The sequence below is a fragment of the Janthinobacterium sp. NKUCC08_JDC genome (assembly GCF_019345575.1).
Lineage (GTDB): Bacteria > Pseudomonadota > Gammaproteobacteria > Burkholderiales > Burkholderiaceae_D > Janthinobacterium > Janthinobacterium aestuarii.
On the sequence record NZ_JAHKQW010000010.1, the window covers coordinates 133,835 to 157,517 of the forward strand.

The following is a 23,683-nucleotide window of genomic DNA, read 5'->3' on the forward strand; positions in this document are numbered from 1 at the left end:
CGGGATCGGTGCTGCTTGAACTGGCGGAGTTGCCGCAAACTCTGGAACTTTCCTTGCCAGCCCCAGTCTTAAGAATTCGTGCCTTAAGATTGTGAAACATCATGTATTGCGAGCAACTCGTCAAACCCGACGGGCGCCAGCTGACCCTTTACAGTAGGCGTCCCATCGTCGTCGCTGGCGTTGCACCGAGCCCTTTCCCCTTGCCGCAGGAAGCCAATCCGCACTTGCGCTGGCATCCTTTGCGCGGCGAGTGGGTCGCGTACGCGGCCTATCGCCAGGGCCGCACCTTCCTCCCTCCGCCAGAGTACAACCCGCTGGCGCCCACGCGCGATCCCGCCCATCCGACGGAATTGCCGGCCGGCGACTACGATATCGCCGTCTTCGACAACCGCTTTCCCACCCTGGCGCTGGACGCCCATGACCCGCCCGACCTGACGGTGGCCACGGCGCCGGCCGCCGGCCAGTGCGAAGTGGTGGTGTTCGCCCAGGATGCCGGCGCCTCGCTGGGCACCTTGCCCGTCAGTCACATCGTCTTGCTGCTGCAAGCGTGGGCCGGGCGCACGCAAGAACTCGCCAAGCGGCCCGGCATCGCTTATGTGCTGCCGTTCGAAAACCGTGGCGCGGAAGTGGGCGTGACGCTGCACCATCCGCATGGCCAGATCTACGCCTATCCCTTTGTTCCTCCGGTGCCGGCGCGCATGCTGGAGCAGGAGCACGCGTATTTCGCCGAGCATGGCCAGGCCTTGCTGGTGGATATGGCGCGGCGCGAAGCCGATGGCGGCACGCGATTGCTGTACCTGGGGCCGGAGGCCGTCGCTTTTGTTCCCGCCTGTGCCCGCTACCCGTATGAAGCGTGGCTGATGCCGCGGCGGCAGACGGACAGCTTTGCGGCCCTGTCGGCGGCGCAGCGCGAGGATCTGGCGCGCGCCCTGAAAACCGTCTTGCTGAAATACGACGGCCTGTGGCAGCGCGAGATGCCTTATCTGATGGCCTGGTACCAGGCGCCGACAGACGGCCGCGCGCATCCGGAAACGCAGTTGCACGCACAGTTTTATCCGCCGTACCGCACGCGCGAACGGCTCAAATACCTGGCCGGCACGGAGCTGGCCGCCGGCATGTACGCCATGGATGCTTTGCCCGAGGAGTCGGCGCGGCAGTTGCAGCAAGTGCGCGTGACATGGGAAATGTCAGAGGAAATCGCATGAACTGGAATGTGGAATTGGAAATTGCCCATAAACTGGCGCAGATGCGCGGCTGGCTGGAACAGGAAAGGGCTGGCGCGGTGCGCCTGCGCGGCGTGGACTGGTTCGCCTGGGCCACGGCGGGGGCGTCGGGCAGCGCCGGCCACTCAGCCGAGTGCGGCTGTGCCGAGGTGCTCGTCACGCGCGATGCGGCCTACATCCTGACGGATGCGGCCGAGGCGCAGCGGCTGCGTCAGGAAGAAGTGCGCGGCAGCTGGACGTGGCAAGTGACGCCGTGGATGCAGCCGCGGCTGGCCGAATTGCGCGAGCATTTCGTGCAGCATGCGGCGGGAGGGCGGCCCGTGCTGTGCGACCGGCCCGGCCTGCAAGAACGCTGTCTGCCCGTTGCCCTGCGCGAGGAGCGCCTGCCCCTGCTGGCGCCGGAACAGGCGCGCTACCGCGAAGTGGGGCGCCTGGCCGCCGCGGCCGCCAGCGAAGCGCTGCGCGCCGCGCGTCCCGACTGGAGCGAGCAGGACCTGGCCGGCGCCTGCGCCCGTGCCCTGTGGTCGCGCGGCCTGCACGCCGTGTACGTGCTGGCGGCGGGCGCCGAGCGCTTCGAGCGATACCGGCGCGCGCCACCGGCCGCGTCGCCGCTGGGGGAGCGGGCCGTGCTGGCGCTGTGCGCGCAAGCTTACGGCCTGTGCGCCAGCCTGAGCCGCCAGCGCCGCTTCCGCCCCGCGCGCGACGGCATCGGCGAAGCGGATGCGGCCATCCTCGCGCTGGAAGCGGTGGCGCTCGACGCCTGCGTGGCGGGGCATGCGCTGAGCATGGTGTATCACGCCCTCGACAGCGCCTATGCGTATGCGGGCCAGCCCGATACGGTGCAGGAATTCCGGCAGGGCGGCATCGCCGGCTACCGCGCGCCCGAGGTGGCCGCCGGCGCGCACACGGAAATTGCCCTGAAGGACGGCATGGCCCTGGCTTTCCATCCCAGTTTGCCCGGCAGCATGGTGGAAGACACTTTCCTGCTCAGCGGCGGGCGCCTGCACAACCTGACTTGCGACCCGGACTGGCCGGTCACCTCGGTGGAGGGACGGCTGCGTCCGCTAACCCTGGAGTTGCCATGATCACCCCCGACGCGTATTTCGGCGCCGTCCCCGTGGTGGCGGCCTCGGCGCCCGGGAGGGTCAACCTGCTGGGCGAGCATACGGACTACAACGATGGCTACATGCTGCCGTGCGCCACGCCGCAGCGCACGCGCGTGATGCTGGCGCTGGCCGCCGACGGCCACCATCAGTTCTATTCGGCGACCCTTGACGAACTCGTGCGTTTCGAGCGCCAGTGCGCCGCGCCGCCCGGTTTCGGCCGCTACCTGGAAGGCTGCATCCGCCTGCTTGAGGAGCGCGGCGTCGCGGTGCCGGCCGTGCGTGGCCATATCGATTCGGACGTGCCGCCGGGCGCCGGCCTGTCGAGCAGCGCGGCGCTGGAAATCGCCATGCTGCGCGCGCTGCGCCAGCTGCTGGGACTGCAGATTGACGACGTGTCGCTGGCGCTGATGGGGCAGCAGGCGGAAATCCGCTACGCGCAAGTCAATTGCGGCGTGATGGACCAGATGGCGTCCAGCCTGGCCGACGAGCGCCACATGCTGCTGCTCGATGCGCGCACCCTGCGCCATGAACTGCTGGCGCTGCCCCATGACAGCGAGGTGCTGGTCATCGACAGCGGCGTGCCGCGCACCTTGGCAGGCAGCGCGTACAACGTGCGGCGCGCCGAGTGCGAACAGGCGGCGCGCCTGCTGGGCGTGGCGGCGTTGCGCGACGTGCGCGAGCCGTCCGTGGTGGAAGGCTTGCCCGAGCCGTACCGCCGCCGCGCGCGCCACGTGGTCAGCGAAAACCTGCGCGTGCTGCAAGCGTGCGGCCAGCATGGTCCCGTGCTTTTCGGCCAGTTGATGACGCTGTCGCACGCCAGCCTGCGCGATGACTACGAGGTGTCGCTGCCGGTGCTCGATACCTTGGTGGCGCTGCTGTCGGCGCAGTCCGCCGTGTACGGCGCGCGCCTGACGGGGGCCGGTTTTGGCGGCGCCTGCGTGGCCCTGTGCCGCAAGCAGTGCGCGGCCAGCACGGGGCGCACGGTGGTGCAGCGCTTTAACGCCGAAGGACACAGCGCACGCATGGTGGTTCCCCCTGAATTGAGCTTGGTTTGATCTTGCTCATGCGTGACAAAGCAAGCCTCTTTCTTTGGAACTTGCTCAGTGCCGCATGCCTCCAACAGGCATGCTCAATGACCATCTCTCCCCATCCGATACGAATGATGCCCAGGCCGGGACAGCCCTGCCTGGCGAGGGCGGCTTCGCGTATCCCCGCCCGCAGATGGTGCGCGAAAACTGGCAATCGTTGAACGGCGCCTGGCGTTTTACCTTTGACAATGAGCGGCGCTACCGGCTGCCCGATGGCGGTATCGACTGGACGCACGACATCATCGTGCCGTTTCCGCCGGAATCGCAGGCTAGCGGCGTGGGCGACCGTGGTTTTCACCGCGTCTGCTGGTACCAGCGCGAATTTTTGCTGCAGCCGGGCGGCCCGTGCGTGCTGCTGCATTTCGGCGCCGTCGACTACCATGCCAAGGTATGGCTGAACGGGCACGTGGTGGCCGACCACGAGGGTGGCCATACGCCGTTTGTCGCCAACATCAGCCATGCGCTGCTGTCCGACGGGCCGCAAGTGCTGACGGTGCGCGTCGAGGACGATCCGCACGACCTGGCCAAGCCGCGCGGCAAGCAGGACTGGCAGCTGCTGCCCCATTCCATCTGGTATCCGCGCACCACGGGCATCTGGCAAAGCGTGTGGATCGAACGCGTGGCGGCCACCTATATCGGCAAGCTGCGCTGGACGCCCGTGTTCGAAGGTTACGAAATCGGCTGCGACGTCTTCGCTACGGGCGACTTGCAGGACGACCTCACGGTGGCCGTGCGCATCTGGCATGGCGACAACCTGCTGGCCGACGACCAGTACAAGCTGATCGAGAACGAAGCGAGCCGCAAGATCGCCCTGTCCGATCCCGGCATCGACGATTCGCGCAACGAACTGCTGTGGAGTCCGGAACGGCCCATCCTGCTCGATGCCGAAGTGACCTTGTGGCATGGCGACGAGCTGCTCGATACGGTCAAATCGTACACGGCGCTGCGCTCGGTGGCGATCAACCGCGACCGCTTCATGCTCAATGGCCGGCCGTATCCGCTGCGCCTCGTGCTCGACCAGGGCTACTGGCCCGACACCCTGCTGGCGGCGCCATCCGACGACGCCCTGCGGCGCGACGTGGAGCTGGCCAAGGCCCTGGGTTTCAACGGCGTGCGCAAGCACCAGAAGATCGAGGACCCGCGCTACCTGTACTGGGCCGACCGCCTGGGCTTGCTGGTGTGGGAAGAAATGCCATCGACGTACCGCTTTTCCAGCAAGGCCATCACGCGCATGGTGCGCGAATGGACGGACGTCATCGAGCGCGACTACAGCCATCCGTGCATCCTCGTCTGGGTGCCGTTCAACGAATCGTGGGGCGTGCCCAACCTGACGGCCATCCAGGCCCACCGCAACGCCGTCGAGGCGCTGTATCACCTGACGCGCACGCTCGACCCCACGCGGCCCGTGATTGGCAACGATGGCTGGGAGGCGTCGGCCACGGACATCCTCGGCATCCACGATTACGACTGCGATCCGGAACGGCTGCAGGCGCGCTATGCGATCAGCGATTCGGCCCGCACCACCTTGTTCGACCAGCGCCGCCCGGGCGGACGCATCCTCACGCTCGACGGCTTCCCGCACCGGGGCCAGCCCATCGTCCTCACGGAATTTGGCGGCATTGCCTTTGACAGGGAACAGAGCGAATCGGCGGAAACCTGGGGCTATGCGCGCGTGGGCAACGAGGCGGCTTTTCTCGATATTTACCGGCGCCTGATGAACGTCGTCAATACGGCGCAGATGTTCAGCGGTTTTTGCTACACGCAGTTCGCCGACACCTTCCAGGAAACCAATGGCTTGCTGACGGCGGACCGAACGCCGAAGGCCGCGCTGGAGCTGCTCAGCGCGGCCACCCGCAATATCCGGCTCAATTGACCGCGAGCCGGGCCCGGCACGTTTCATCTGGTTCATCACATCAAGAGGAGCAGGCATGGCCGATACCGATGGCGCGGCAGCGCCGTTCCCGACTTACTGGCAGGCGGGCTACGAGGGCGCCGACCACGTTACCCATGGCGGCCAGGCGCTGGACATGAACCGTGCCACGGGCCACCTGGACCGGGTGCGCGAAGACTATTTGCTGCTGCGCCAGTTCGGCATCCGCAGCGTGCGCGAAAGCATAGGCTGGCGCCTGGCCGAGCGCGATGGCCAGTTCGATTTTTCCGGCATCGAGGAGCGCGCCGCCGTGGCGCAGGAGCTGGGACTGCAAATCAACTGGACTTTCTGCCACTACGGCTGGCCGCCCGAGCTCGACCTGTTTTCACCCGACTTCGTGCCGCGCTTTGCCCGCTATTGCCGGGCGGCGGCGCAGTTCCTCGCGCCATATGCGGGGCGCGCGCCCGTGTATTCGCCCATCAATGAAATCTCGTTTACCAGTTGGGGCTTGTCGGTGCACATGTTCCAATGCCTGAATATGTACCGGCCCGATGCGGGCCACGAAGGCAAGCGGCAGCTGGTGCGCGCCACCGTGGCCGGCTGCGACGCCATCCGCGCCGTCAGCCCGCAGGCGCGCTTCCTGCAATGCGATCCCCTGATCCACGTGACCGCGCCGCCCGGACGCACGGACTGGGTTGCGCAGGCGGCCGCCTGGCGTGCCTCGCAGTTCGAGGCGTGGGACATGCTGTGCGGCTGGCAAGCGCCGGAACTGGGCGGCGCGCCGCGCTATCTGGACTTGATCGGCCTGAACTATTACCACAGCAACCAGTGGGAAAGCGGCAGCAATTTGCGCCTGTGGTGGCATCTGGGCGAACCGCGCCGCATGCCCTTGCACCAGCTGCTGCTGGAAGTGCAGGCGCGCTATCAGCGGCCGCTGCTGCTGGCGGAAACGAGCCACGTGGGCAGCGGGCGCGGTGCGTGGATACGCGAGGTGGCCGCCGAGGCGGCGCTGGCCGTCCAGCATGGCGCCGCACTGCGCGGCATCTGCATCTATCCCATTATCGACCGGCCCGACTGGGATGATGCCAGCCACTGGCACCACAGCGGCCTGTGGGATGTCGGCCTGGAAGGCGAGGGGGGAGAGCGGCTGCGGCGCATCCTCGTGCCCCCTTACGCGGCGGCACTACGGCAGGCACAGCGCCTGACCGGACAACTTTGTTCAACGTTTGCCCTGGCGGGGCAGAAAGGAACTGGCATGCGAACCATCATCGTTTTTTCCCATTTGCGCTGGAATTTCGTGTATCAGCGTCCGCAGCAGCTGCTGTCACGGCTGGCGCAGTTCTACCGCGTGGTCTTCGTCGAGGAACCCGTCTGGCACGATGGGCCCGGCACCTTGGAACTGTCCACGCCGGCACCGAACGTGACCGTGTGCCAGCCCCGTACGGCCGTGCAGGCGCCCGGCTTTCACGACGACCAGCTGGCCGTGCTGCAGCCCCTGCTGAGCCAGATCACGCCTGCCGACGATCCCATCGTGTGGTTCTATACGCCGATGGCGCTGCCGCTGCTGCCGGCCCTGCACGCGGATCTGGTCGTGTATGACTGCATGGATGAACTGGCTGCATTCAAGAATGCGCCTCGGCAACTGCTGCAGCGCGAAACGGCCTTGCTGGCGCGCGCCGACCTCGTGTTCGCGGGCGGCCCCAGCCTGTTCGAGGCGAAGCGCACGCGCCACGCGAACGTCCATTGCTTCGCCAGCAGCGTTGATACCGTGCACTTCGAACAGGCGCTGGACCGCCACAATGGCCATCCCGCGCAAGCGGAGATCGGCCGGCCCAGGCTCGGCTATTATGGCGTGATCGACGAGCGTTTCGAGCCGGCCCTGGTAGCGGCGCTGGCCGACGCCCATCCCGACTGGCAAATCGTGCTGGTCGGTCCCATCCTCAAGATCGACCCGGCCAGCTTGCCGCAGCGGCAGAATATCCATTACCTGGGCCAGCAGCCTTACCAGGCGCTGCCGCACTTCCTGGCCGGCTGGGACGTGTGTCTGCTGCCCTTCGCCAGAAATGAAGCGACCCGCTTCATCAGTCCGACCAAGGTGCTCGAATACATGGCGGCACAGCTGCCCATCGTCAGCACGTCGATCACCGATGTGGCCGTGCCGTATGGCGACATCGTGGCCATTGCCGATACGCCGGAAGCCTTTGTTGCCGCCTGCGAGGCGGCGCTGGCCGCGACGCCGGAACAGCGCGCGGCGATGGCCGCCAGCATGCGCGCCATCGCCGAGGCTACCTCCTGGGATGCCACGGTGGAGCAGATGCGCAACTTGCTCGACACGACGCCGCCGGGGCAGGGCGCACGCCAGCAGGTGCCCGCCTCCAGCACGGCGCAGGCCGCCACACCGGGCGCCGGCGCCGATGTCAACCTGCTGCATCCCCCCGGTGCGCCGCAAGCCGTGGCCTGCGCCATCATCGGCGCCGGCCCGACGGGCTTGAGCGCCGCCTATCACCTGGGCGCCGATACCTTGCTGCTGGATAAAAATGCCGCCGTGGGCGGCTGGTGCCGCTCCATCCAGGACCGGGGTTTTACCTTCGATCACGCGGGTCATATCATGTTTTCCAACGACGACTATGTGCTCGACATGTACCGCACCTTGCTGGGCGCCAACCTGCACTGGCAAAACCGCGAAGCCTGGGTCTACAGCAAGCAGGTCTACACGCGCTACCCATTCCAGGGAGCGTTGTACGGCTTGCCGCCGGCCGTCATCAAGGAATGCATCGTCGGCGCCATCGAGGCGCGCTACGGCAAGGCGCCGGTCGCCTCGGGCCAGGCACCGGCAGCGGCCTGCGCCGTGGAAGACTGCTGCGCCGACGGCGGCACGGGGCTGGAGCAGGTGCACGATGCCGTGGCGGCACCAGCCCAAGCCCAGAGCGCGCCCAATTTCGAACAATTCATCCATCAGGTGTGGGGCAGTGGCATCGCCCGCCATTTCGCCATTCCCTACAACAAGAAATTGTGGACCGTGCCCCTGGCCGAGATGGAAACGTCGTGGCTGGGCGGGCGGGTGCCCTTGCCGAACCTGGAAGAAATCATCGAGGGTGCGCTGGAACCGGTGGCCAGGCCGATGGGCCCGAATGCGCGCTTCGGCTATCCCTTGCGCGGCGGTTTCCAGGCCTTGATGTCGGGCTTCCTGCCGCACCTGCAAGGCAAGCTGGAACTCAATGCCGATGTGGTGCAGGTCTTGCCACGCCAGCATGTGGTCGTGCTGGGCGACGGCCGCCGCTTCCGCTACCAGCATTTGCTCAGCACCATGCCCTTGCCGCAACTGGTGCGCCTGATTGGCGAGCAGGCGCCGCCGCAGGTACAGGCGGCGGCGCGCGCCTTGCGGCATATTTCCGTACGCTGCGTCAACCTGGGCGTGGCGCGCGAAAACATCAGCGAGAAACACTGGATTTACTATCCGGAAGAGACGATATTCCACCGTATCTTCCTGCAAGGGAATGCCAGCCCCCACTGCAATGCGCCGGGCGGTTTCGGCCTCACGTGCGAGATCAGTTATTCGCCCTGGAAACCGTTGCCGCTCGATGGACAGGCCCTGATCGACCGCTGCGTGGCCGATTGCATCGCGGTGGGCTTGTTGCGCGACGATGACCGGCTGCTGGCCGCCAACCAGGTGGACATGCCGTACGCCTATGTGGTGTACGACCACGCGCGGGCCGCCAACGTGGCGCTGGTAAAGGCATGGCTGTCCACGCAGGACATCGTGCTGGCGGGGCGCTACAGCGAGTGGGAATACTACAATTCCGACCACGCCTTCCTGGCCGGGAAAAAAGCGGCGGAACTGATCGCCGGGCTGGCGGCAAGCCAGCGCAAGATAGGCATGGTGGAGTAGGCGTTTGCGCCGGGAGCACGGGAATGGCGCTCCCGGCGCGAGGTAGACACGATGAGCACGACGGAGATGAAGGAGACGATGAGGAGGAGGGACTAGCAATAGGCACAACAGTCACCAGGGGCAACCGACAAGAGGCAAGAGGCAAGAGGCAAGAGGCAAGAGGCAAGAGGCAAGGCAGATGGAATCCTGCCTTGCCTCTTGTTTGTTGCCCGGGCATTGGCGGCGCGGCAGGCCACTGGCGTTCAGTACCCCGAACGCCAGTGGCCAGGTGTAATCAGTGCATGCCGCGCTGATCCCTGTGCTGATCCCCCATAACGTCAATAGCGCTGCAGCAAGCCGTTGACCACCTTGACCCTATCGCCGATCTGGTAGCCGGGCTGGGAGTTTTGCATGATGGCCCGCGTGCTGCCGTCGTCCAGGCGCAGGGTGACCCGGTATTGCATGTTGCCCGAGGTGGTGCCCGCCGTGCCGGAACTGCCCGATTGCATGTCGCTGCTGCCCTGATCCATGCCGCGCGGCACCGGCTCGATCGATTGCACCGTGGCGGAGGCGATGCTCACACCCGATTGGCTGCCGTCCATGTTCATGGCGTTGTTGGCCGTGGAGGTGCGCGCGTCGGCGCTGCCGGTGCCTGCGGTGCCGCTGCTGCCCGTGCCGGTGTCGCTCATGGTGCTGCTGGTGCCGGTGCCGGCCGACGTGCTGCCAGCACTGCCCGTCCCGGCCGTATTGCTGTAGCTTTCACCGCTGCGGCCGTTCGTGCTGCTCATGCTGGTGCGATTCGGATCCGAACTGCAGGCGGCCAGCGTACACAGCAGGCCAGCCAGCGCCATGGTTTTTTTTACTCTCATCTTGTTCTCCTCTTGGTCTGACAAAGTGTTAACCCTGTTTCCAGGGTGTGGCGGAGGTCAGCGTCAATGGCGCATGCCAGGCATGGCCGCAACTGCTGCTAGTAAGAGCGCAGGAGGACTGAGATGTTCGGTACTTGTTATTTCACATTGAGGTACATCAAGTGCTTCAATTGTCGAGCTTGGTATAAAAGACATTCTTGCGCAGGGCGGGCACGGCGTTCGTGCATTCCCTTGTTCCCCGTTGCTTATTTCAGGAGAATAAATGTCTGCCGATTTCCATAGCGTCAAGCTGATCAATGAGTTGGTGATTGCCGTGTACGGCGCCCCGGGCGCAGCGAACGGTGCGCGCGCCCGCTATGCGCTGACCCAGGCCCTGCATGCCTTGACGAGGCTGTCACGGTCGGAACAGTTGATGGAGATGCAGCGCGATGCGGCGCGTGCGGCGGGAGCAGCCAGCCGGCGCGAGATGCGCACGGTGCTGCGCCGCATCGCCGGCAGGGCGGCAGCGGGCCAGGGCCAGTTGCCGCTGGCGCTCGGTGCCGGCGATGACACCGCGCCGTGATCAGCCCTGCTGTTTCTTCAGCGCGGCGGCGGCCATGCCGGGCCAGCAAAAGTAGAGCGGCAGCACCACGGCCACGGCGGCCGTGATATCGACCACCCAGTCGCTGACGGCGCCACGGCGGTAAGGCAGGAAACTCTGGATGAATTCGTCCAGCGCGCCCATGGCCGCCACCATCAGCACCGACAGCAGCGCCCGGCGCGCCATGCCGCCTGCCGTGCCGCTGAACAGGATCAGTGCCAGCACGCCATAGCCGACGGAATGCAGCACGCCGCCCGACGCATATTGGCCCACGTCCGCGCGCACGCCGGGGATGTCGCCGATCAGGATCACCAGGGCATACAGCAGCAGCGCGGTGCGGTAGCGCAAGCGTTCATAGCGGTCGGAAAAACAGAGTTCGGGCAAGGGTGCGGGCATGATGCGTGAGGACGGTTGGAAAGGCAGTCACAATATCATGTGCATGGCGGGCCACCGTGTTTTTGCGCAAGAGCTTGCCGTGCGGGCAAAAAAAAGGCCCGCGGGGGCGCGGGCCTAAAACCCAAATGAAATGGGTCAAGAGTTGAGAGTTGCTCACCATGTCGCGCGCCTTGCCGGCGCTCGCCATGGTCATGAAAAGGGAGTGGTGTGCCATCGCGGCACACCTGTCTGTAGTCAGGCATATCGGTTGCCTGTACAGCAGATGAAGCAAGTATAGGGGGCGAAAATGACGGCCTGATGACACGCCGCAACATTTTTTTTGCGGAAGGCAAATGACCGGGAAGATTGTTCGCCATGGCAAGAATGGCCATGTTTCAGGACTGATAGCAAAAAAAAAGCCCGCTGGTGAAAGCGGGCTTAAAACTATTTTCTTGGAGGAGAATAGTGGAGACAGGTGCATTATGCTGCGTCGCACGATATGTGTCTAATGGTCTTTTCAGATAACCATTATCGTTTTTTGATATAACTTCCTCGTCTTGCCCTCATTCCTTCACGGCCACCGTGTAGTTGAGCGCCATGCGCCCGCCATCGACATAGATGGTCTGGCCCGTCATGTAGGTGGCGTCGTCGCTGGCCAGGAAGGCTGCGATGCCGGCCACTTCCTCCGGCTCGCCGCAGCGGCCCAGCGGCGTGCGCGACAATATCGTGTGGCGCGCCTGCGGGCTCGACAGCACCGCCTGCTTGGCCAGTTCCGTCAGGATGGTGCCCGGGCCGATGCCGTTCACGCGCACGCCGTGCGGTGCCAGGTTCAAGGCCATGACCTTGGTCAGCTGGTTGATGGCGCCTTTCGACACCACGTATGGCACCTGGTTCGGGATCGCCAGTTCCGCATTCACGCTGGACATATTGATGATGCAGCCGCTGTTGCGCTTGACCATCTCGCGCGCCACGGCCTGGCCGCACAGGAACATCGATTTCAGGTTGATGCGCATGACCCGGTCGAAATCGTCTTCGCACACGTCGAGGAAATCGGCCGCGTGCGTGACGCCCGCATTGTTGACGAGGATATCGATGTGGCCGAACTGGGCCAAGGTTTCCTTCAGCATGGCATCGACGTCCGCCTTCTGGCTGACGTCGGCGCAAAAGAAGCGCGCCTGCTGTCCGAGGGCGGTGGCCGCCTGCGCGCCTTCTTCCTTGATGTCGACCAGCATCACTTGCGCCCCTTCGGCGATCAGGCGGGTGGCGCAAGCCAGGCCGATGCCTTGCGTGGCGCCCGTGACGATGGCGGTTTTATTGATCAGTTTCATGTGTGCTCCTCGGCGAATAATAGGGGCGCTGCCCAGGCCACGGGCTTGCGCGGCAATGGGCAGATTTTAATCCCTGGGCAGGAATCAGAGGAGAATGGGTTCGTTCGGCAACTGGTTGCCGCGCGTACCGTCAGCGGGGAAGTGGCTTTGCAGCAAAGTATTCAACTGCTGCAAGGCATCGAGCGTGCTGTCGTGGTAATTGCCATCCTTGAAACCCTTGGTCATCGTGCGGCATACGGCTTGCCACTGTTCCGGCGTGACGAGGCGGCCCACGTTGCGGTCGGCAACGATATCGACCTGGTGCTCGGCCAGGTTGATGTAGATGAGCACGCCAACGTTGTCTTCCGTATCCCACACACCATACTGGGCGAACAGTTCGCGCGCCCGTTCGCGGTTGCTTACGCCCTGGTAGGCCATGCCTGGCGTCAGGGCCGCTTCGACGATCAGGCGCACTTCCGCCCGGTGCATCGTTTCACCGTCGGCGATGGCCGTCTCGATGGCTTTCAGGGTGCGTTCCGGAAACGCTTGGCGCGCCGTCGCCGGCGTGCCCCGCAAATGTTTCAAGGCGCGTCCGCAGCGTTGGCCGAATGTCAGTTGTTTCGTCATTACCAATCTCCCGAGGCGCCGCCGCCGTCAAATCCGCCGCCGCCGCCACCGAAACCACCGCCGCCACCGCCACCGCCAAAACCACCGCCGCCGCCGAAGCCGCCACCGCCGCCCCGGTTGTTCAGGGCCTGGCTGAGAATGCTGCCCAGCACGACGCCGGTGGCGCCGCTGGACCAGTTGCTGCCGCGCTGCAGGCGGTTAGGCCCGCCGCGCGAACGGAACAGGGTCAGCACGACGAGAAAGCCGAAGAACAGCAGCGGCAGCCAGAAGGTCATGCCGCCCGCGTCCACCGTGGCCGGCGCCTTCTGCTGGGCCGGGGCGGGGAATTGCTCCTGGTTCAGCAGGGTGGCAATCGATCCCACGCCGGCCACCAGGCCGCCGTAATAGTCGTTTTGCTTGAAATGGGGGGCGATCACGTCCTGCAGGATGCGTTTCGATTGCGCATCCGTCAGCACGCCCTGCACGCCGCGGCCCGCTTCGATGCGCAGGCGGCGCAGCGACGAGGGATTGTCCTTCGCCACCATCAGCAGCACGCCGTCATCGACGCCCTTGCGGCCCAGCTTCCAGGCATCCGTCACGCGGATGCTGTATTGCTCGATGGCTTCCGGTTCCGTGCTCTTGACCAGCAGCACGGCGATCTGGCTGCCCGTCTTGGCTTCGTAATCGGCCAGCACGCCTTCCAGCGCCGCCTTTTGCTTGGCGTCGAGCATGCCGGCGTTGTCCGTCACGCGCGCCGCCAGCGGCGGCACGGGCTGCAAGCCCTGCGCGCCGGCTGGCGGCATCGTCCACAGCAGCAGCGCCGTCGCCAGCGCCGCCAGATAAGACCAGGCTTTCATCTTATTTGCCAAAGTTGACGGTCGGCGCGGTCGAGATGGCTTTTTCGTTTTCCACCGTGAACGATGGCTTGACCTTGTAGCCGAAGACCATGGCCGTCAGGTTGTTCGGGAAGCTGCGCGCATGCACGTTGTAATCCTGCACGGCGGTGATGTAACGCTGGCGCGCCACGGTGATGCGGTTTTCCGTGCCTTCGAGCTGCGACTGCAAGTCGCGGAAGCTGGTGTCGGCCTTCAGGTCAGGGTATTTCTCGGACACCACCATCAGGCGCGACAGGGCCGACGACAGCTGGCCTTGTACTTGCTGGAATTTCTCGAACGCGGCCGGATCGTTCAGCACTTCGGGCGTGATCTGGAAACTGGTGGCGGCGGCGCGCGCCTTGGTCACCGCTTCCAGGGTTTCGCGTTCGTGCGTGGCATAGCCCTTGACGGTGTTGACCAAGTTGGGAATCAGGTCGGCGCGCCGCTGGTACTGGTTGACCACTTCGCCCCAGGCGGCCTTGGTGGCTTCGTCCTTGCTCTGGAATTCGTTGTAGCCGCAGCCCGTCAGGATGCCGGCCAGGACGGTGACGCTCAGGGCCAGGCGCAGCCATTTGGTGAATTGATTGGTGATTTGCATGATGGGTTCCGTGCAGAGTAAAGGAGGTGAGGCAAATATACCTGAAACGGCCCGCAATGTCGGTTTAATAAGCGCCGGCTGCGGCCCCTGGCTGCCTTCCCACGTCCATGCCGCGTTACAATACGGGGTTTGCAACTGAATATAGAGAAGGTGTGCCGTGAATTTCATCAATAAATTATCCGCCGCGTGGACGGCCAATAATTCCCTGCTGTGCGTAGGCCTGGACCCGGACCTGGCGAAACTGCCGGCCGAACTGCGCGACTTGCCTGATGGAATCACCACCTTTTGCACGCGCATCATCGACGCCACGGCCGACCTGGCCTGCGCCTTCAAGCCGCAGATCGCGTATTTTGCCGCGCTGGGCGCGGAAAAGCAGCTGGAAGACATCTGCCGCTACGTGCGCGAGAACTACCCGCACATCCCGCTGATCCTCGACGCGAAACGGGGCGACATCGGCGCGACGGCCACGCAATACGCGCGCGAAGCGTTCGAGCGCTACGGCGCCGACGCCGTCACCGTGAATCCCTACATGGGCGAAGATTCGCTAGACCCCTACCTGGCGTGGAAAGACCGCGGCGTGATCATCCTGTGCCGCACTTCGAACCCGGGCGGCTCGGACCTGCAATTTCTGAATACGGACGGCGAACCGCTGTACCAGCGCGTGGCGCGCCTGGTGGCCGACAAATGGAACAAGAACGGCCAGTGCGCGCTCGTCGTCGGCGCCACCTTCCCTGAAGAACTGGCGCAGGTGCGCGCCATCGTCGGCGACATGCCGCTGCTGGTGCCCGGCATCGGCGCCCAGGGCGGCGACATCGCCGCTACCGTCGGCGCAGGCCAGACGGCGAACGGCATGGGCATGATGATCAGCTCGTCGCGCGCCATCATCTACGCCACGCCGCAGGCTGGCGAAGATTTTGCCGACGCGGCGCGTCGCGTGGCCATTGAAACGCGCGATGCGATCAATCAACATCGTTCGGTTTAAGCACCATCCATCAAAAATGTAGGTCGGGTTAGGCCAGCGGCCGTAACCCGACAACACCGGTAACGTCAACAATGTTGTCGGATTACGCGGGCCTTCGGCCCGCTAATCCGACCTACGGCTGAAAATTGAGCGCGAGATGCGATCAAAGCGCCGCGCGGGCTGAAAAATTACATTCAGCAGGTCTCACAGCGCCTAACAAAACCGTAGCGAGCGGAAGGGAGAGGTGGTCGAGAAGCGCAACCGTACTCTAGTACGGTGAGCATCGCAGGCCACCTATACCGATGCGCAGTAGGTTTAGTTAGGTGCGACTAATCGCGCATGGGCGCCACCATCTCCGCGTAATCGTAGAGTTCTCCCAGAATTTCCTCGCCCCGCTCATCCACCGATTCCGACAGCACGTCGATTTCCGTAAACAGCATTTCGATGGTGCGGGCGCCGCCGTCGCCGTCGAACAGGCGGGCGGCGCGGTGCTGTTCCCAGCGCAGGCTTTCCGCTTCGCTCAGCGTTTGCGGGAAATTGCGGGCGCGGTAGCGGAACAGCAATTCCTGCAGGCGTTCGTCGGCAAACGAGGGGCGGGCCGTGGCCAGCTTGGCCGGCGTTTCGCGGCGCAAGGATTCGAGCAGGCGGCGGTCGTCGTTGCTGACGAAACCGTTATACAGATCCTCATCCACGTCCAGCGCCACATTCGCGCCAGGGCGCTGGAACACTTCGGCCCAGATGGCATCCATGTTCGGCGCCGTGGCGGCGAATTGCGCGTTGACCTTCGCCGCGTCCACGTCGATGCCCCATTGCGCGGCCATGGCCGGCGACAAGGTTTTCAGGTTGCCGACCAGCATGGGCGACTTGTTCAGATGCACGCTTTTCACTGGCAGGCGCGTCATGCCTTCGGGCATGGCTTCCTTGCGCGTGAACAGCCGCGTGCGGATGGTGTCGGCGTCCAGTTCGAACAGTTCACGCGGGTCGTAGGCGCAATCCCAGACGAGGATCTCGTTCTTGTTGCTCGGGTGCGTGGCCAGCGGCCAGACGACGCCCACGCAGCCCCGTTCGGCGGGGAACATGCCCGACACGTGCAGGAAAGGCTGGCGCTCGCCGGCGGCCAGGTGCATGCCCATTTCGCTGGCGACCCGGTCCTTCTTGTGCAGGGCGAGGCAGAATTCGAACAGTTTCGGCTGTTTCTGCTTGATCAGGCGCGCCAGGGCAATGGTGGCGCGCACGTCCGACAACGCATCGTGCGCCGCTTCGTGGGCCAGGCCGTTGGCCTTGCTCAAGTGTTCCAATTTAAAACTGGTCTGGCCATCGTCGCGCTTTGGCCATTGAATGCCTTCCGGGCGCAGCGCGTGCGTCATGCGCACCACGTCGAGGATATCCCAGCGGCCGCAATGGTTCTTCCATTCGCGCGCGTACGGGTCGATCAGGTTGCGCCAGAACAGGAAACGCGTGACTTCATCGTCGAAACGGATGGTGTTGTAGCCCACGCCGATGGTGCCCGGCTCCGAAAAGGCCGCTTCGATGGTGGCGGCGAACTGGTGTTCGGGCACGCCCAGCTGCAGACACTGCTGCGGCGTGATGCCCGTGATCAGGCACGATTGCGGATCGGGCAGGAAATCATTGGCAGGCTGACAATACAGCATGATCGGCTCGCCGATCTCGTTGAGTTCGGCATCCGTGCGGATGGCGGCGAACTGGGCCGGGCGGTCGCGGCGCGGCTGGGCGCCAAAGGTTTCGTAGTCGTGCCAAAGAAAGGTCTGGTTAGTCATTGATGGTCATTACTTGGTTACTTGATTGGTTATCCGGGCCGTAAACGCGCCGTTGCTACAGTTTTCTGAAAACCTGCCGATACTACACGAGAGGATGGTCATCATCGCGTTTCCCGCATGGTGGCATACATTGCCCGTTCAAGGAGGTCTATCGTGTCAATTCCCATCGCCGCAGGCGGCAATTCCAACCCTTCCGTGACATCCGTCAGTACGGGTGTTGCCGGCAAGGACGATAAAGTCCAGCAAAAGGACGGCATCAACGCTGAAATGAGCGTCAACGACCGCACGAAGCTGCAATTGAACGCCTCCATCATGCAGGCGTCGCTGAACGTGTCGATCGGTTCCGAGAACGAGCCGCTGGCGCTGCTGTACAAGACGGCCATCACCAACATCAATGAAGCGCTGAAGGGCCAGTACGGCGACGATGCGATCCAGAACGCGGCGTCGCAGGATAATAGCGCCGAAGCGACGGCGAGCCGCATTGTATCGCTGTCGACCGGGTTTTTTGACGCCTTCAAGAAACAGAATCCCGACCTGGATGACGATGCGGCCTTGACCAAGTTCATGGATACCATCAGCGGCGGCATGGAAAAAGGCTTCAAGGAAGCGCGCGATATCCTGGAAGGCTTGAAAGTGCTGGGTGGTGATATCGCCGGCAATATCGACAAGACGTATGAATTGGTGCAGAAGGGCTATGCGGATTTCATCGCCGCGCACAGCAGCAAGAAGGATGACGCTGCCAAGCCGGATGCGACCAAGCCGGCCGACAGCAAGGCCGCCTGATCTATAGCATGACCCGGTTGCGTCCGCCTGCCTTCGCGCGGTAGAGCGCCGCGTCGGCCGTCGCGATCAGCGCATGGTCATCCTGTTCGGCCGCCAGGCTGGACACGCCGAACGAGCCCGTGATGTGCGGCAGCGCGCTGCGCATGTCGGCGAAGATGACGGCTTGCTGCATGCGTTCGCACAAGCGTTCGGCGACCCGCAGGGCCACGTGTTCATTGGTATCGGGCAAAATCACCATCATCTCCTCGCCACCGTAGCGCACGGCAAAATCCGTGGGCCGCAGGGCCGCGCCCAGCACTTGCGCGGCGATGCGCAGCGCCTGGTCGCCCGCCTGGTGGCCGTGCGTGTCGTTGAAGCGCTTGAAATGGTCGAGGTCTATCATCACCAGCGACAGCGGCGAGCCGCTGGCGTGGGCCGTGACGATCATGTTCGGCAGTAAATCTGTCAGCCAGGCGCGGTTGTACAGGCCCGTCAGGCTGTCGACCATCGACAGCTGGCGGTAAAACTCGCCCAGTTTCTGTCGGCGGCGCAGCAAGGCGTTGGCGGCGCGGATGCGGAAGGACAGCAGGCGCAGCAGGTTGCGCGCCAGGCCGTTCGATTGCTCGATCAATTCCCAGACGACGGCCGCGTCGATCACCAGCAAGTCGGTTTCTTCCAGGGCGGAAATGGCGGCCAGGTTGCTCGCTTCATCGAGCACCGATTGTTCGCCCACGCTTTCGCCGGGCAAGACCTTGCTGACGGTGCCGTCATCCATGCCCGTATGGATGTCGGCGGCCACGGCCAGCGAACCGCGCAGGACGATGTATAGGCAAGTACCCTGTGTGTCGGCAATGGCTTCGCCCGCTTCGAGGCGCATGACGGGGCAGGGCGCCAGCATGGCGGCCGTCTGGCTATCCGCCCCATCGCGAAATAGCTGTAAATCGCCGATGTTGCAGCCTGAAGCGCCGAAGTTGCCGATCTGTTCCACAATCACACTTTCAAAAAGCCGGCGCGCGCGAGCAGAGGGCCGGTAGCTTCATGATAGCGTAAAGCGGCCTTGGCTGTAACGACAAAGGCTTGCTTGATGTCACTTACTGTGAGAAATACGACAATTATTTCATTGCGGTGTTAATACGCCGGAATGCTTGCTGTTCTGCTATGGATATAGTCGCGCAGGAAGGCGGGTCCAGATGTGCAAAGGCAGCCTTGAACGGCTGCCTCAGTCTCTGGAAATCCTGCAGGTGGGGAATTACTCGGCGGTTTCTTCCGCTTCGGCCGTATCGATCACGGCATTCTTGCCGGTGGCGTGGCGCTTGCTGTCTTGCAAGCGGCCCAGGGCGCTATCGATGGCGCGTTTCAGTTTGTCGGTGGCGCCGGCAACGGATTGATGCACGGTTGCGTTCTGTTCGGTCACGGCGATCGGTTGGTAGCCAGCAACGCGTGCTTCCATGACGCAGCGAATATCGTCGGCGCCGCCTTTCGGGCCATTCGTATCGCTGATGTGGACTTCGATGCGGGTCAGGTTGTCGCGGAAGCGGCTCAGTGCGCTTTCAAGTACGGATTGCACATGTTCGTTCAGTCCAGCGGTGTTGGCGATGGTGCTGTCGGTATGAATATTGATTTGCATATGCTTACTCCTGTCAATTCAAAAAAAACCCATCTCAGGCGTGCTGCGGCCTGGTTGCTGCCCCATGCACATGACCTCTGTGCATGGAACTTATCTTACTCCTCTTTCCAGTATTTCAAGAGGGTGCGCACGATTAAGATGAGCTTAACCCTTCAGCCAGGTCAAGTTTCCACCACGAAATTATTTCAACCATTGATCAGACCGGCGGCGATATTGATCGACAGTCCCAGCACGACCAGGTTAAAGAAAAAGCTCAGCACGGACTGCCCCAGCACGATTTGCCGCATCATGCGCGTCTGCACGGAAACGTCCGACGTCTGCACGGCCACGGCGATGGTGAAGGCGAAATACAGAAAATCCCAGTAATCGGGGTTTTGCTCGCCGTCGGGAAACTTCAGGGGGCGCAGTGCGGGATCAGCCTGGTAATACAGGTGGGCGTAGTGGAAGCAGAACAGGGTGCCGACGAGGAACCAGGAGCCGACCAGGGTGAGGATCGTCAAGCCGTAGTGCAGCGCGCGCTCGTCCGGTGCCAGGTCTTTCATCGAAGACAGCTGCGAGACGATGGCCACCAGGCTCATCACGGATGCGACGGACAGGGCCGACAAGACTGTTGCCGCCCGCTCGTCCTGGCGCGCCGCCATCATTTTCACACGGTGGTGGTTGGCGCGCATCATCATCCAGGCCATCGTCGCCAGGTAGAACCAGACGGCCACGTTCCACGCCGTCAGCAACCGCGTCATCTGTTGCCACGATGCGGGCAGCAGCAGGCCGGCCGCCACGCCGATGGCCGTGGCCAGGCTCAGGTGGGGGCGGCTGCGGATGAAGCTGCGGAACGGAAGCGTGATTTTCATGGTGCCAGGATGCATCTGTTGGGATAGCGCATCTTAGCGCTTAAGTTGCCGCCGTGGTGGCCGTCCTGGCGGCCGCTTCCTTCTCGTGGTGGGGGAAGCGGTCCATGCGCGACAGCACGGGGAACAGCACGGCCCAGATGCCCGTCACGGCCAGGGTGGCGGCACCGCCGAAGAGCACGGCGCGCACGAGGCCGAACCAGCCGGCCGTGAGGCCCGACTCGAATTCGCCCAGCTCGTTCGAGGCGCCGATGAAGACGGCGTTCACGGCGCTGACCCGGCCGCGGATTTCGTCGGGCGTCTCGAATTGCACCAGCAGATGCCGGATGTAGACGCTGACCATGTCGCCGGCGCCCATCAGGAACAGCGCCGCCAGCGCCAGCGGGAAATAGCTGGTGCTGCCCAGCACCAGCGTGCCCAGGCCGAAGACGGCCACGCCGCCGAACATCCATGGGCCCACCCTGCGCGTGATGGGGAAGATGGCCAGCGCGATCGAGCACAGGGCCGCGCCGGCGCCGGGCGCCGTGCGCAGCAGGCCCAGTCCGCTGGGGCCGATATGCAGCACGTCGTGCGCGAGCGCCGGCAGCAGGGCCGTGGCACCGCCGAACAGCACGGCGAACAGGTCGAGTGAAATGGCGCCTAGCACGATGGGTTTCGACCAGACGAAGCGCAAGCCTTCGAGCAGGGTATGCCAGCTGACGGGTTCGCGCTTGACCACCTGCGGCGCCGGCGTGGTGGCGCGCATCAGCAGGACGGACACGACCAGCAGCGCGGACGAGATCAAATACACGACCTTGGGGCCGAAGTAATACAGCAAGCCGCCCAGGGTAGGCCCAAGGATGATGGCCACGTGCGAGCTCGACGAGCTGAGCGCGACGGCGCGGCTGAAGTGTTGCGTGGGCACCATGTTCACCAGCACGGCTTGCGTGGCCGGCATCATGAAGGCGCGCGCGCTGCCGAACAGCACCAGCACGGCAAACACGGGCCACACGATGGAAAGTCCGCTCAGGGTGAACGCCAGCAGGGCCAGCGCGCAAGCGAGCTGCGCCGCCAGGCACCAGGCGATGATGTTGCGGCGGTTATAGCGGTCGGCCACATGGCCTGCCGGCAAAATCAATACGAGGAAGGGGGCGAATTGCGCCAGGCCGATCAAGCCCAGGTCGAACAGGCTGCCCGTGATCTGGTACACCTGCCAGCCGATGGCCACGCTTTGCATCTGCACGGCCACCGTGCCCAGCACGCGGGCGGAAAGATAAAAGGCGAAGTTGCGGTGACGCAGGATGGCGAAAGACATGAGATTTCCAGGGAGCAGCGGGGTAGAGCGGTGGTGGCAGCGGGCGCCGCACCAGCCGCGCCCCGCTGTCTGGACGGTGACGCTTACTTGGCCAGGTCGGCTTCCGTGGTGAAAGCGTCGGCGTAGAACTCGTCTTCTGGCAACTGGCACAGCTGCACGAAGTCGCGGTTGGCCGAATCGACGACGATCGGCGCGCCGCAGGCATACACTTGATACGCGGACATGTCGGGCAAATCGGCGATAACGGCCTGGTGCACGAAGCCCGTGCGGCCGCTCCACGCGTCTTCCGGCAGGGCGTCCGACACGACGGGCACATAGGTGAACTGCGGCAAGTCGGCGGCCCACTGGCGGCACAGCGCGTCCATGTACAGGTCGTGCGGACGGCGCCCGCCCCAGTACAGGGTGATCGGACGCGGGGATTGCTCGTTGATCATGTGCTCGACGATGGCTTTCAGCGGGGCAAAGCCCGTGCCCGAGGCCAGCAGCACGACGGGCTTGTCGGAATCTTCGCGCAGGAAGAAGGTGCCCATCGGGCCTTCGAAGCGCAGGATATCGCGCTCCTTCATGGTGCCAAATACCTGGTCCGTGAACAGGCCGCCCGGCATGTGGCGGATGTGCAGGCTCACGGGACCGCCTTCGACGGGCGCGCTGGCCATGCTGTAGCTGCGGCGCTTGTTGTCGCGCAACATGATTTCGATATACTGTCCGGCGCGGTAGTTGAGGCGCTCGCTGGCTGGCAACTGCAGGGTCAGCACGACGACGTCGGGCGCGACTTTTTCGATGGTGGTCACGCGCGACGGCATTTTCTTGATCGGGTAATCGCTGCTGCCCGCCACTTCGCGCGCCTGCACCACGAGGTCGCCCTGGGGCACGGCGCAGCACAGCAGCGAGTAGCCGGCTGCCGCTTCATCTTCCGTCAGGGAGCGGGGCTGATATGGCTTATGCTGTACATTGCCGGACACGATCTTGCCCTTGCAGGAGCTGCAGGCGCCACTCTTGCAGCTGTATGGCAGGCCGACGCCGGCGCGTATCGCCGCCGACAGGACGGTTTCGTCCGCTTCACAGCTGAATTGGTGGCCGCTGGGCTGAACAGTAATTTGAAAAGTCATACAATCCTTGAGATGAAAAATATGTTAATGCACTCTTTGCGCAAGCCGTCAGGCTTGCCGCGCCTGCTGATCCTGGGCTGCGGCGACGTCGGCATGCGCTTGCTGCCCCTGCTGCGCGCGCGCTTTCGCGTCTTTGCCGTCACCAGCCAGCCGGCGCGCTGCGCGCAGTTGCGGGAAGCCGGCGCCGTGCCCATCGTGGCCAACCTCGACGACCGCGCCAGCCTGAAACGGCTGGCGGGACTGGCGACGATGATCGTGCACCTGGCGCCGCCCCTATCGTCGGGCTTGCTGGACCGGCGCACGCGCAATCTGGCCGCCATTTTACCCGAGCATGCACGCATGGTGTATGTGAGCACCAGCGGCGTGTATGGCGATTGCGCTGGCGCCTGGGTCGATGAAACGCGGCCGACGGCGCCGGCGAATGCGCGCGCGAAGCGGCGCGTGGACGCCGAACAGGTCTTGCGCGGCTGGGGCGCGCGACGCGGCGCCAAGGTGGCCATCCTGCGCGTGCCCGGCATCTATGCGGACGACCGCTTGCCCTTGAAGCGCTTGCGCGAAGGCACGCCAGCGCTGGCCGCGGATGACGATGTGTACACCAACCATATCCATGCCGACGACCTGGCGCGCATCATCGAACGGGCCTTGTGGCGCGGCAAGCCGGGACGCGTGTATCACGCCAGCGATGACAGCGAACTCAAAATGGCCGAGTATTTCGATGCCGTGGCCGACACGTTCGGCCTGCCGCGCCCGCCGCGCCTGCCCCGTGCCGAGCTGCGGCAAGTGGTCACGCCGATGCTGTTGTCGTTCATGTCCGAGTCGCGCCGCCTGCACAATACGCGCATCAAGCGCGAGCTGGGCGTGCGCCTGCGCTACGCGCGCGTGGCCGATGCCTTGCGGGCGCTGTCCGCCGATGGCGCCGGCATCGGGTAAAATGGCCGG

The 23,683-nt window shown here is 64.3% G+C and carries 21 protein-coding genes; 9 read left to right on the plus strand and 12 right to left on the minus strand.

The window, feature by feature from the left end:
- Positions 1 to 101 precede the first annotated feature (101 nt).
- The 5 genes from galT (at position 102) to KO538_RS20960 (ending at position 9,176) form a co-directional block, all read left to right on the plus strand.
- Positions 102 to 1,205, plus strand: a complete 1,104-nt coding sequence (gene galT / locus KO538_RS20940; protein WP_219329537.1) for a galactose-1-phosphate uridylyltransferase — start codon at positions 102 to 104, stop codon at positions 1,203 to 1,205.
- Complete coding sequence (locus KO538_RS20945; RefSeq protein WP_219329538.1) at positions 1,202 to 2,308, plus strand: peptidase M24; 1,107 nt, start codon at positions 1,202 to 1,204, stop codon at positions 2,306 to 2,308. The genes galT and KO538_RS20945 overlap by 4 nt, the downstream gene beginning before the upstream one ends.
- Complete coding sequence (gene galK / locus KO538_RS20950) at positions 2,305 to 3,384, plus strand: galactokinase (RefSeq protein ID WP_219329539.1); 1,080 nt, start codon at positions 2,305 to 2,307, stop codon at positions 3,382 to 3,384. The genes KO538_RS20945 and galK overlap by 4 nt, the downstream gene beginning before the upstream one ends.
- Before the next feature lie 166 nt (positions 3,385 to 3,550).
- Positions 3,551 to 5,290: a glycoside hydrolase family 2 protein gene (locus KO538_RS20955; protein ID WP_070303442.1), complete on the plus strand. Its 1,740-nt coding sequence runs from the start codon at positions 3,551 to 3,553 to the stop codon at positions 5,288 to 5,290.
- 55 nt (positions 5,291 to 5,345) lie between these two features.
- Positions 5,346 to 9,176, plus strand: coding sequence for an NAD(P)-binding protein (locus KO538_RS20960; protein ID WP_257620479.1), 3,831 nt, complete (start codon positions 5,346 to 5,348; stop codon positions 9,174 to 9,176).
- 317 nt (positions 9,177 to 9,493) lie between these two features.
- Here KO538_RS20960 and KO538_RS20965 read toward each other — a convergent pair whose 3' ends face one another.
- Positions 9,494 to 10,024: a hypothetical protein gene (locus tag KO538_RS20965; RefSeq protein WP_161781531.1), complete on the minus strand. Its 531-nt coding sequence runs from the start codon at positions 10,022 to 10,024 to the stop codon at positions 9,494 to 9,496.
- Positions 10,025 to 10,286: 262 nt separating this feature from the next.
- On the opposite strand from KO538_RS20965, the gene KO538_RS20970 reads away from it, so the two are divergent.
- Positions 10,287 to 10,586, plus strand: coding sequence for a hypothetical protein (locus KO538_RS20970; RefSeq protein ID WP_219329540.1), 300 nt, complete (start codon positions 10,287 to 10,289; stop codon positions 10,584 to 10,586).
- Here the strand turns inward: KO538_RS20970 and KO538_RS20975 are convergent, their stop codons facing one another.
- The 5 genes from KO538_RS20975 to KO538_RS20995 all read right to left on the minus strand — a co-directional run bounded on the left by KO538_RS20975 (position 10,587) and on the right by KO538_RS20995 (position 14,365).
- Positions 10,587 to 11,000, minus strand: coding sequence for a VanZ family protein (locus tag KO538_RS20975; protein WP_072454347.1), 414 nt, complete (start codon positions 10,998 to 11,000; stop codon positions 10,587 to 10,589).
- 542 nt (positions 11,001 to 11,542) lie between these two features.
- On the minus strand, positions 11,543 to 12,307 hold the full coding sequence (locus KO538_RS20980) for an SDR family NAD(P)-dependent oxidoreductase (protein WP_219329541.1): 765 nt from the start codon (positions 12,305 to 12,307) through the stop codon (positions 11,543 to 11,545).
- An 84-nt stretch (positions 12,308 to 12,391) separates the two neighbouring features.
- Positions 12,392 to 12,913: a TPM domain-containing protein gene (locus KO538_RS20985; protein ID WP_219329542.1), complete on the minus strand. Its 522-nt coding sequence runs from the start codon at positions 12,911 to 12,913 to the stop codon at positions 12,392 to 12,394.
- Positions 12,913 to 13,749: a YgcG family protein gene (locus tag KO538_RS20990; RefSeq protein ID WP_034759967.1), complete on the minus strand. Its 837-nt coding sequence runs from the start codon at positions 13,747 to 13,749 to the stop codon at positions 12,913 to 12,915. Before KO538_RS20990 ends, KO538_RS20985 begins: the two co-directional genes overlap by 1 nt.
- Position 13,750: 1 nt before the next feature.
- Positions 13,751 to 14,365: a LemA family protein gene (locus tag KO538_RS20995; RefSeq protein WP_219329543.1), complete on the minus strand. Its 615-nt coding sequence runs from the start codon at positions 14,363 to 14,365 to the stop codon at positions 13,751 to 13,753.
- Between the two features lie 157 nt (positions 14,366 to 14,522).
- Here KO538_RS20995 and pyrF point away from each other — a divergent pair, with 157 nt between their 5' ends.
- Positions 14,523 to 15,347: an orotidine-5'-phosphate decarboxylase gene (gene pyrF, locus KO538_RS21000; protein ID WP_034759961.1), complete on the plus strand. Its 825-nt coding sequence runs from the start codon at positions 14,523 to 14,525 to the stop codon at positions 15,345 to 15,347.
- Positions 15,348 to 15,655: 308 nt separating this feature from the next.
- On the opposite strand, the gene sbcB is transcribed toward pyrF, so the two are convergent.
- Positions 15,656 to 17,104, minus strand: coding sequence for an exodeoxyribonuclease I (sbcB, locus tag KO538_RS21005; protein ID WP_219329544.1), 1,449 nt, complete (start codon positions 17,102 to 17,104; stop codon positions 15,656 to 15,658).
- Positions 17,105 to 17,257: 153 nt separating this feature from the next.
- Here sbcB and KO538_RS21010 point away from each other — a divergent pair, with 153 nt between their 5' ends.
- Positions 17,258 to 17,887, plus strand: coding sequence for a DUF5610 domain-containing protein (locus KO538_RS21010; RefSeq protein ID WP_254798468.1), 630 nt, complete (start codon positions 17,258 to 17,260; stop codon positions 17,885 to 17,887).
- A 1-nt stretch (position 17,888) separates the two neighbouring features.
- On the opposite strand, the gene KO538_RS21015 is transcribed toward KO538_RS21010, so the two are convergent.
- From KO538_RS21015 to KO538_RS21035, 5 genes are all read right to left on the minus strand, one after another.
- Positions 17,889 to 18,854: a GGDEF domain-containing protein gene (locus tag KO538_RS21015; protein WP_034760367.1), complete on the minus strand. Its 966-nt coding sequence runs from the start codon at positions 18,852 to 18,854 to the stop codon at positions 17,889 to 17,891.
- A gap of 261 nt (positions 18,855 to 19,115) precedes the next feature.
- Entirely contained in the window at positions 19,116 to 19,493 is a 378-nt protein-coding gene (locus tag KO538_RS21020; RefSeq protein WP_070221366.1) for an HPF/RaiA family ribosome-associated protein, read from the minus strand.
- A 185-nt stretch (positions 19,494 to 19,678) separates the two neighbouring features.
- Positions 19,679 to 20,344, minus strand: coding sequence for a DUF1345 domain-containing protein (locus KO538_RS21025; protein WP_219329545.1), 666 nt, complete (start codon positions 20,342 to 20,344; stop codon positions 19,679 to 19,681).
- Between the two features lie 40 nt (positions 20,345 to 20,384).
- Positions 20,385 to 21,635, minus strand: coding sequence for an MFS transporter (locus KO538_RS21030; RefSeq protein ID WP_219329546.1), 1,251 nt, complete (start codon positions 21,633 to 21,635; stop codon positions 20,385 to 20,387).
- 83 nt (positions 21,636 to 21,718) lie between these two features.
- Positions 21,719 to 22,744: a CDP-6-deoxy-delta-3,4-glucoseen reductase gene (locus KO538_RS21035; RefSeq protein WP_219329547.1), complete on the minus strand. Its 1,026-nt coding sequence runs from the start codon at positions 22,742 to 22,744 to the stop codon at positions 21,719 to 21,721.
- Positions 22,745 to 22,756: 12 nt separating this feature from the next.
- On the opposite strand from KO538_RS21035, the gene KO538_RS21040 reads away from it, so the two are divergent.
- The gene (locus tag KO538_RS21040; RefSeq protein WP_219329548.1) at positions 22,757 to 23,674 is read left to right on the plus strand and encodes an SDR family oxidoreductase; all 918 of its coding nucleotides are present in this window, start codon (positions 22,757 to 22,759) and stop codon (positions 23,672 to 23,674) included.
- Positions 23,675 to 23,683 lie beyond the last annotated feature (9 nt).